Annotated in this window: 10 protein-coding genes; 3 read left to right on the top strand and 7 right to left on the bottom strand. The window is 61.5% G+C overall.

Going from position 1 to position 8,222, the window contains the following annotated elements; all coding sequences use genetic code 11:
• From HP499_RS17350 to zapE, 3 genes are all read left to right on the top strand, one after another.
• Positions 1-350, top strand: a 350-nt coding sequence (locus HP499_RS17350) for a DUF1761 domain-containing protein (protein WP_172325454.1), incomplete at its 5' end; no start/stop codon positions are given.
• A 10-nt stretch (positions 351-360) separates the two neighbouring features.
• A complete protein-coding gene (corA, locus tag HP499_RS17345) occupies positions 361-1,356 on the top strand; it encodes a magnesium/cobalt transporter CorA (RefSeq protein ID WP_172325453.1) in 996 nt (331 codons plus the stop codon).
• Complete coding sequence (gene zapE, locus HP499_RS17340) at positions 1,353-2,513, top strand: cell division protein ZapE (RefSeq protein ID WP_309138414.1); 1,161 nt, start codon at positions 1,353-1,355, stop codon at positions 2,511-2,513. Before corA ends, zapE begins: the two co-directional genes overlap by 4 nt.
• A 40-nt stretch (positions 2,514-2,553) precedes the next feature.
• On the opposite strand, the gene HP499_RS17335 is transcribed toward zapE, so the two are convergent.
• The 7 genes from HP499_RS17335 to HP499_RS17305 form a co-directional block, all read right to left on the bottom strand.
• Complete coding sequence (locus HP499_RS17335) at positions 2,554-3,084, bottom strand: ferritin (RefSeq protein WP_141285964.1); 531 nt, start codon at positions 3,082-3,084, stop codon at positions 2,554-2,556.
• A gap of 54 nt (positions 3,085-3,138) precedes the next feature.
• Entirely contained in the window at positions 3,139-3,510 is a 372-nt protein-coding gene (gene crcB, locus HP499_RS17330) for a fluoride efflux transporter CrcB (protein ID WP_172325452.1), read from the bottom strand.
• Positions 3,507-3,950: a CrcB family protein gene (locus HP499_RS17325; protein WP_172325451.1), complete on the bottom strand. Its 444-nt coding sequence runs from the start codon at positions 3,948-3,950 to the stop codon at positions 3,507-3,509. The genes crcB and HP499_RS17325 overlap by 4 nt, the downstream gene beginning before the upstream one ends.
• Positions 3,937-4,461 (bottom strand): universal stress protein, encoded by a 525-nt coding sequence (locus HP499_RS17320; RefSeq protein WP_172325450.1) that lies wholly within the window; start codon positions 4,459-4,461, stop codon positions 3,937-3,939. The genes HP499_RS17325 and HP499_RS17320 overlap by 14 nt, the downstream gene beginning before the upstream one ends.
• 61 nt (positions 4,462-4,522) lie before the next feature.
• On the bottom strand, positions 4,523-6,235 hold the full coding sequence (locus HP499_RS17315) for an AarF/ABC1/UbiB kinase family protein (protein WP_172325449.1): 1,713 nt from the start codon (positions 6,233-6,235) through the stop codon (positions 4,523-4,525).
• Positions 6,236-6,239: 4 nt separating this feature from the next.
• The gene (locus HP499_RS17310) at positions 6,240-6,782 is read right to left on the bottom strand and encodes a PadR family transcriptional regulator (RefSeq protein ID WP_026539886.1); all 543 of its coding nucleotides are present in this window, start codon (positions 6,780-6,782) and stop codon (positions 6,240-6,242) included.
• An 870-nt stretch (positions 6,783-7,652) separates the two neighbouring features.
• Positions 7,653-8,222 (bottom strand): hypothetical protein (locus tag HP499_RS17305; protein WP_216660108.1); only part of this gene is annotated, 570 nt, incomplete at its 5' end.

Raw genomic sequence — 8,222 nt, 5'->3', positions numbered from 1 at the left:
GCTTCGTCTGGTACATGCCGGCAGTCCTTGGCCGCAGGTGGATGCAGGCAATCGGCAAAACCGAAGACGACCTCAAGAACATTGAGGGTGGCGCCGGTATCTGGGTTCCCATGATGGTTGCAGCTGCCGTGACCAGCCTTCTCCTCGCTGTCCTCATCAGCGCCCTGGATCTCAACACCTTCCTGGGCGGCGGCTTCCTGGCACTGGTCATTGCCGTGGTTTTCCGTGCCGGCGGCCACGTCATCCACAACGGCTTCGCGGGACGTCCGTTTGCAGTGACCCTGATCGACTCGGGCCACGACATTGTGGCCATGACCCTTGCCGGCGCCATCATCGGAGCCATGCAGTAGCGTTCAACCAGTGACCATCATCGATAACGCCGTATATGTAGACGGCGTACGCACAGCCACCCCGCATAGCCTCGAGCAGACGTTTGAGACCCTCGCGGAACATGGCGGCATGGCCTGGATCGGCTTGTACCGCCCCACCAAAGAAGAAATGGCAGCCGTCGCCGAAGAGTTCGGACTTCACGAACTCGCTGTGGAGGACGCCGTTTCGGCACACCAGCGGCCAAAGCTTGAGCGCTACGACCACAACTTGTTCACGGTCCTCCGGCCCGCCCGGTACCTGGACGACACCGAAACGGTGGAATTCGGCGAGCTCCACGTCTTCACGGGACCGAACTTTGTGGTGACCATCCGGCATGCCGAAACCGGTGGCGTGGCCCGGGTGCGCAAGCGGCTTGAGGAGCGTCCGGACCTCCTGCGCCACGGCCCGGAGGCGGTGCTCTACGCCCTCCTGGACCAGGTGGTGGACGATTACGCTCCGGTGGTTGCAGGCCTGGAGAACGACATCGATGAGATCGAAGACCAACTCTTCAGCGGTGACAGCGCCGTTTCACGTCGTATTTATGAGCTGGCCCGCGAGGTCATCCAGTTCCAGCGCGCCATCCATCCCCTGCCGGACATGATGGTGCTCCTGGAGAAGGGCTTCGAAAAGTACGGTGTGGACATTGAACTCCAGCGTTCCCTTCGCGACGTCGAGGACCACGTCCAGCGGGTAATCTCCCGGGCCAACTCGTTCCGGGACCTCCTCCAGAACGCGCTCACGCTCGATGGCACACTTACTGCCAACCGCCAGAACGAAGCGAGCGCCGCGCAGAACGAGCAAGTCAAGAAGATCTCCTCCTGGGCCGCCATTCTCTTTGCACCGTCCTTTGTGGCAGGCGTGTATGGAATGAACTTCGACCATATGCCTGAGCTGCATTGGGACTTCGGCTATCCCCTGGCGGTGGGCCTCATGTTTGGCGCCGCTTTGCTCATGTACGTCATTTTCAAGCGCAAAGGCTGGCTGTGACGCCTCTGTTGAGGCCAGTTCCGGGTTCGTCCCGGGACACCATGCGCACCTTGCTTGCGGGCATGGACCACGACGCCGGACGGGCAGGTTTCGTGCTTGAGCCCAGTCAGCGGCAGGCAGCAGCGCGGCTGGCGGCCTTCGGCGCCCAACTGACGGGCCGTCGTCGGGCCCTATCCCGTAAGGCGCCGCGCAGCCTCTACTTCCACGGACCGGTGGGCCGCGGCAAGACCTGGCTGATGAACAGCTTCTACGGAAGGCTGGATGCGCGGAAACGGCGTGTCCACTTCCACGACTTCTTCCGCATGCTGCACGCTGGAACGCGCGGCTTTGAGGCCGGCAATGGAACAGCGATCCAGCAATCCGTTGATGCGCTCCTTGACGGGATCGAGGTGCTGTTCTTCGATGAATTCCACGTCCAGGATGTTGGCGACGGAATGTTCATCGCCCGGTTGTTGCGGTCAGCTGCGCAACGCCGCATCCCCCTGGTAGTGACCTCGAACTACGCTCCGGAGAACCTACTGCCCAATCCCCTGTGGCACGACCATTTCCTGCCCACCATCGAGGCCATCAAAGAGATGATGGACATCGTGGAGATCAGCGGGGCCTCGGATTTCCGGCGCTTCCCGGCTGAAGGAACCGTCCCGGCCGCCGGGCCCGACGCCTTCCGCTCAGGCCACATCATCTCCCCCGGCATGCCCAGGCAACTGGGGCGCCTGGGCCTCTTCAGGCCCACACCAGCTCAGAGCCGCGTGCTGAGCCCCACCACCCAACCCCTTGTGGTGAGGAATTCAGATCCAGACCTCCTGTGGATCGGCTTTGCGGAGCTGTGCGCCGGGCTGACCTCGACAGCGGACTTCCTGGTGTTGGCGGAAACCTATAAAACGTGGGTGATCGACGACGTCCCTTCACCGGCAGGCAGCGATTCGACGTTGGCTCCTGCCTGGCAACGGTTCGGCAACGTGGTGGACGTTCTACACGATCAGGACATCACGCTGTTTTTGATCGGCGAGGGACCCTTGGACTGGGACATCGAGGCATCAGGTGCTGATTCACGTGTTTTGCCAGTGGACCTCGCCCGCATTGCCAGCCGCTTATCCCTGCTGAACCGCTCCCAACCCGACGATGCGCAGGAAAACGAAGAGGCCGCCGGAAGCTAAGCATCCAGCGGCCCCTTGGAGTATTCTCCCGAGGTGGGAGTTAGATGACGCCTCCGGCGGCGGAGGGGGCACTGGTATCGTTTCCGCCATCGCCGACGGTTTCGCGGGCAACATAGTTCTCGATGTCGAAAAGGTTCTCGGCGCGTTCGGTGATGTTCAGCAGCGTGGTCATGGAAGCAACTTCCTCAACCTGCTCCTTGAGGAACCACAGCATGAACTGCTCACCCAGGGCATCACCCTCCGCACGGGCAACACGGAACATCTCCTCAATGTTGCGGGTGACTTCCTTTTCCTGTTCCAAGGCGAGCGCAATGGGCTCCTTGGCGTTGGTGAAGTTGTTGCGCACCGGGGCAATGCCCGGGATTTCCACGTGCACGTTGCGGTCCAGCATGTACTGGACCATCATCATGGCGTGGTTGCGCTCTTCCAGGGACTGGCGATAGAAGTGACGGGCCAGCTGCGGCAAGTCTTCGCCGTCAAAATACACGGCTACTGCGATGTACTGCTGGGAGGCTGCAAACTCATTGGCAACCTGGGCGGACAACAGCTCATTGAAAGTCTTCTTAGCCATGGCTCGATCCTACAGGCGGACAATGACACTTTCGGTGGTGAGGTTCACCACTCCTCAGGGCACCATCAAGCTGACCCACACGCCCGCGGCGGCGGCCATGACGCTCACTGCCATGGTCCCCAGCCCGTTGATGACAGCCAAGGTTGTACGACCACTTTGCACCAGCCGTATCGTCTCCAGGCTGGCGGTGCTGAAAGTGGTGTAGCCACCCAGAAATCCGGTGCCGAGGATCAGGAGAAGCGACTCCGACGCCTGGCCGCGCATGAGGAGTCCCGCCAAAAAGCCCAACAGCAGCGAGCCCGAAACATTGATGGCCACAGTCCCCCAAGGGAAGGCAGTCTTGAGGCGTGACCGGACAAGTCCATCGACGACGAACCGCGCCGCTGCGCCTACACCACCGGCCAGGGCAAGGAGGATGACGGTCACGTTCGATGCCCCCTTGCGCGCCTGTGGTGCCACGCTCCTATCCAGATTCCTGCGGTGGTGGCGGCTGCCCCACCCAGCAAACTCGCTGCCAGGTATCCCGCGGCGGCGGTAGCCGCCCCAGCGCTGAAGAGGTGTACCGCGTCCAGGGCAAAGGTGCTGTAGGTGGTGTAGGCGCCCAGGAAGCCAGTGCCCAAGGCGAGCCGCAGGACCCGGCGATTGCCGACGTCGGGTCCTCTGCGTGAAAGGCCCTCCAACAATGCGCCTAACGCGAGGGCGCCCGAGAGATTGATCACCAAGGTGGGAAGCGGCCACGCTCCGGGTGCAGGAATGGCCAGCCCCAGCCCATACCTGGCCAGGGCTCCGAACACTCCGCCTGCCGCAACCAAGGCGATGAATTTTCCCTGGAGATGGAGGGGGTTATGTTCCTTAATCGTCGTCATCGCCGGTGGGGACCCGGGGGTTGACGGGAACAACAAGCACCGGCCGGCCCTGGCGGTGGAAAAGGTGGCGGGCCACCGATCCTGCCGTCAGTTCCTTCAATGCGGCCGTCAGCTTATGCTCCCGGGTGCCCACCACGATCATGGAGGCACCTATGTCCTCCGCTTCACGGGCCAAGGCCCGGGCAGGCTCACCCGCCAGATGGACCAAGGACCATTCCACGCCCTTGCCATCCAACTGGTCACGGAGGGTTTGCATCAGTGATTCCGGAATCCGATGAAGGTCCTCTTCCATGGCGTCCGGGTCGATAGGCGCAGCCGGACCTCCAGTAGTGCCGTCCACCGGATACATAGTGACGTCGGCATACGCGCACACCAGGGGTAGTCCGGCACCGGCAGCCATGGCTGCCGCGTGGTCCAGAACCACTGGATGCTGTCCCGGCATGACGCCTGCCAGGATGGGGCCGGCCGCATGGGTAACGGCCTCGGAACGCGGAGCGGGAGTCTCTGTCACAGGGAAAGTCTACGGCGCAGATGCGACGGAGCTACTGAGGTGAAGGCAGCACGCCGGAGCCTCAAAGCTGGCGGCGGCCTGACCACAGGCCAAATACCAAGGGGATCACGGAGCCGATCATCAGCACATTGCCCAGTCCAGGATCATCGGCTCGCAGGACAGCTCCGGCGATCAGGAGTGCGCCGAAAATCAACGCCGCGACTGCCCGCCGTGCCGTCAGGAGCAGCCGTGCCATTTGCTGCTCCAAGCGCCGGTTGCCCACTTGAAGCGAACCTTCTTCGACCCGCGTCACCAGCCCGTCCAGCCGCTTGGGCAGGCGCAGTGCGATGGCGGCGGCTTCGACGGTTTGAGACGCGACATCGTTGATCAGGTTGCCGCGCTCATCCCGCAGGAGCTGCGCCGCGTACGGCTCCACCGAGTCCCACAGATTGAAGCGCGCATCCAGGGAGCTGCACACCCCGGACGTCAGGGACATGGCCCGGACGATCAGCAGGAAGTTCTCCGGCAGCTGGAAGGGCAGTGACCGAATCACGCTGCCGAACTCGGTACCGAATTCACGGAACTCCCGTGGGTCAACATCGCGAAGCTCGGCGAAACCCATTCCGCCAAAACGGGCGAAAAGCTGCGTCATGGCCCGCTCAAGCTCAGCGGTATCGGCCGACTGCATCAGCACCCCCACATCACTAATGGCGGTCACCAACCCCCTGCCGTCCCGTGACGCGGCTGCGATCAGGAGCTTCCTCAGACCGCTGCGTGTGGTGAGGGGAACCTCTCCCATCATGCCGAAATCGATAAACGTCAGCTTCCACGGATGTTCACCGGTGGGATCCTGGGACGGTGTCACAAAAATGTTGCCGGGATGGGGATCCGCGTGGAAGAAACCATTGGTGAACAACTGATCAAACATCACCGAGGCAAACACCGGCGCAACCTCGGCCGGGTCTATGCCGGCCATCCGAAGCGACTCCGCGTCCGTGATTTTGATGGCAGTGACATCTTCAAGGGTCAGCACGCGGCGGGTGGTTCGTTCCCAAACCACCGCCGGGACAGTCACCCGGGCGTCCTCGGCAAAGTCAGCCGCAAAGCGCTCCGAGTTGGCAGCTTCATTCAGGTAGTCGATTTCCTCGAGGCTGGTCTGTGCGAATTCCTTGATCAGAGCGGGCACATCTGCACGACGTGAGACAAGGCGGATACGGCTCAGCCAGCCTCCCACTTTGCGTAAAGCAGCGAGGTCGACGTCCACAATCCCGGCTATGCCAGGCCGCTGCACCTTGAACACCACGCTGCTCAGCCCGGTGTCCTCCGCATTGCCGGCGAGCAGCTTGGCCCGGTGTGCCTGCCCCAGTGAAGCTGCCGCTATGGGCGTCTCTTCCACCGAGGCAAACACCGATTCCAAGGGCGCGCCGAGTTCGGCTTCCGCCAAGGCCCGTATGGCTGGAAACGGCACAGGCGGAACTTCGTCCTGCAGCCCCTCCAACTCCGCCGTGATTTCCGGTGGGAGCACATCAAGCCTGGAGGACATGAATTGGCCAACTTTGATCATCAGCCCGCCAAGCTCCACCGCGAGGCCGTGAAAACGCCGGGCGAAACGCCGCATTCTGGTGGGTCGGCTCCGTTCCGTCAGCCCCCGCAGGCCCACCCTGGGCAGGAAAAGCTCAAACCACCAAGTCACCGCCAAGTGCCAAGCGGCGAATCGAAGGATTCGACGATAGCGGGCACGGGGGTCCCCGACTCCCCTGCTGGAACCAGCCCGTTCGCGCCGAACCGACGTCACCCCGTCAGTCCTGGGCGAGGATCGAGTACAGGCGGCGGCGAGCCTCCTCCAGCACCGTCACAGCCTCCTGCACTTGCTTTGGTGTCCCAGTACGGCCAACCTGCGCTGCGGCTTGCGCCAGGTCCACACCTGCCTTGGGCAGTGCGGCGAAGCCCGGGCTGGACGGGGTTCCCAGGGAGTCCCAAGGGGCGGAGGTCTCTGAACCCGCCACATCTTCCCGGCCTGCTTCGGTCAGCGAGTAGATTTTGCGTCCGCTGGATTCCTCTGCGCTGACGAAACCCTCGTCTGCCAACAGTTGCAGGGTGGGATAGACCGAGCCCGCGCTTGGCTTCCAGCTGCCGCCGCTGCGCTCCTCGATTTCATGGATGATCTGGTAGCCGTGCATGGGACGCTCCGCGAGCAAGGCAAGAATCGCCGTTCGCAGTTCACCCCTGCCCGCGCGGGTGCCGGAACGCTTTTCGAACCGGGAGCGGAACTCCTCAACGGCCTGCCACATGCCGTCCAGGTTGTTGCCCATAAATCCGTTTGCAGGGAATGAATTGTGCATTCAAGCTCACCTCAGTCAGTCGCGAACGATACTAAACGATAGTTAACGATATACCCGATGGAGACTACGAAACAACGAAAAACGCAACGCGTGGGCGTCGCCGTTGGAGCCGGCGCACAAGGGGCACAGGAGGAACCCGCGAATGATGTTGTTTAGGCGCAGGGCCGGACAGCACTTCTGGGCGATGCCGTCCGGCCCTCGCTGCGGAACCTTGGGGCAGCTCCGGCGAACGAGGGGGATCATTGGCCGTTGCATGGGATCCGCTGGGTTCAGTAAAGACGATCCCTGCTTGGGGCACACGAGTAATTGGTACTCGTCTTTCACCTGTGTAAGAGGGGGCCGCTACTTGCCGTGTGGTGGCAGCGGCGCCAAATGTGGAGCTAAGGAGATTCGAACTCCTGACCTCTTCGATGCGAACGAAGTCTCCTGAGGCGGGACACCATAAACGCGGTGTAGCGTCAAATATCAAAACCACGTCAGCACTAAGAATCAGGATATTTCGGTGCACCCACATGAAACCTAGCGGAGGCCTATTTTGGAAGTTCGAGAGAGATGAGTGGCCTCTCCGTTTCCGCGCTGACCCCACTTGGATCTTGGGTAACCCACAACCGGTGTGTGCGCGTTTCAGGTTTACAAATTCATATGCAGCACATACCGACGTTCTACCTACAACGTCAACTCCGTTTGTTCTGCCCGGAGCGCCGTCGGGCATGGCCATCCCCGCCCGGCGGACGTTTTCCCGTCGCCGAAGATGCAATCGTTAGTCGACTCCCCTGGTCGAGCAAAAATTGGAAGTACTAGAGGTTCGGCCACATCCCAAGAACTTGTAATAACAACGTGACAGGTGAGCTTCATCAGCCTTATGCAGGCCTAGGCCACGACTCCTAGTGCATCTTCCACCAGTCGGGACTGCTGGCTCTCCGGATAGGCAATCAATCCGGGAACCTCAGCCCAAACTTCCTTAGCGATGTCCAGGGCAGGATTAGCGGCGTCAGTTCTCGGCTCTTCATATACAACCCTTAGCTGCACGTTTTCGGGAATGACCAGGGGTGGTCGCCCTCTCGATTCCAGGAGACCACCTCGTTGCCTGAGGCGACTCATGTGCGCGGCCCAGGCTTGAATCTCGGTTGAGACTTTTTCCACGTCTGAAAGGTTGAACGACCAGGTGTTAGTTATTTGCTCAACGCGGGAGTCGGTTACGGCAAAGTTTGCCGTGCGAGGCACGGCGCCGACCTTGATGTGGGGGCGGCTTCTGATGACGGCTTGACTGTCCCTGGGTAGGGCGAGGTTGAACTGATGGGATACATAGTTTGTAACCCGAGCGCCGAACTGTTCACGGGATTTCACCTGCGGGTCGGCAATGAGATGGTCGAAGAGCATGTCATTGCCAGCCTGTGCCGACTGGGCCACGATTGGATATGGGGGCGATACCTGAACTGC

Source organism: Paenarthrobacter sp. CM16 (assembly GCF_013179505.1).
In the GTDB taxonomy this organism is placed as follows: Bacteria; Actinomycetota; Actinomycetes; order Actinomycetales; family Micrococcaceae; genus Arthrobacter.
Note: the sequence above shows the minus strand (reverse complement) of the source record. Positions and strands in the feature narration are given on the sequence as shown.

Bases quoted from the DNA above. Each gene is read 5' to 3' on its own strand.
- HP499_RS17335 (WP_141285964.1), bottom strand. From the start codon at position 3,084: ATGGCTAAGAAGACTTTCAATGAGCTGTTGTCCGCCCAGGTTGCCAAT.
- HP499_RS17325 (WP_172325451.1), bottom strand. From the start codon at position 3,950: ATGACGACGATTAAGGAACATAACCCCCTCCATCTCCAGGGAAAATTC.
- HP499_RS17310 (WP_026539886.1), bottom strand. From the start codon at position 6,782: ATGCACAATTCATTCCCTGCAAACGGATTTATGGGCAACAACCTGGAC.